General features: G+C 68.1%; 1 protein-coding gene. It reads left to right on the forward strand.

Going from position 1 to position 210, the window contains the following annotated elements; genetic code table 11:
• The coding region (locus OEB96_RS00035; RefSeq protein ID WP_266213326.1) for a hypothetical protein at nucleotides 1-210 on the forward strand (210 nt) is incomplete at both ends.

The raw sequence follows: 210 nt of genomic DNA on the forward strand, positions 1-210 counted from the left end.
CAAGCGCGGCCCGGTCTACATCTGGGACGCCCCGATCGACGACTTGGCCCGCACCGCGGCGGACATCGGGACCGACTTCATCCCGGTCGTATCGACGCTGAAGTCGGTGTACGATGCCGTCCAACGGCTCGACAATGGCGAGGACACCCTCGACGTGCTCATGTCCTCCGGGGCCGAGGGGCTGCTCAGCCTCATCCCCGGCGGCAAGGC

Origin of the sequence: Paraliomyxa miuraensis, from assembly GCF_026337845.1 — a bacterium.
Taxonomy (GTDB): Bacteria; Myxococcota_A; Polyangia; order Nannocystales; family Nannocystaceae; genus Paraliomyxa; species Paraliomyxa miuraensis.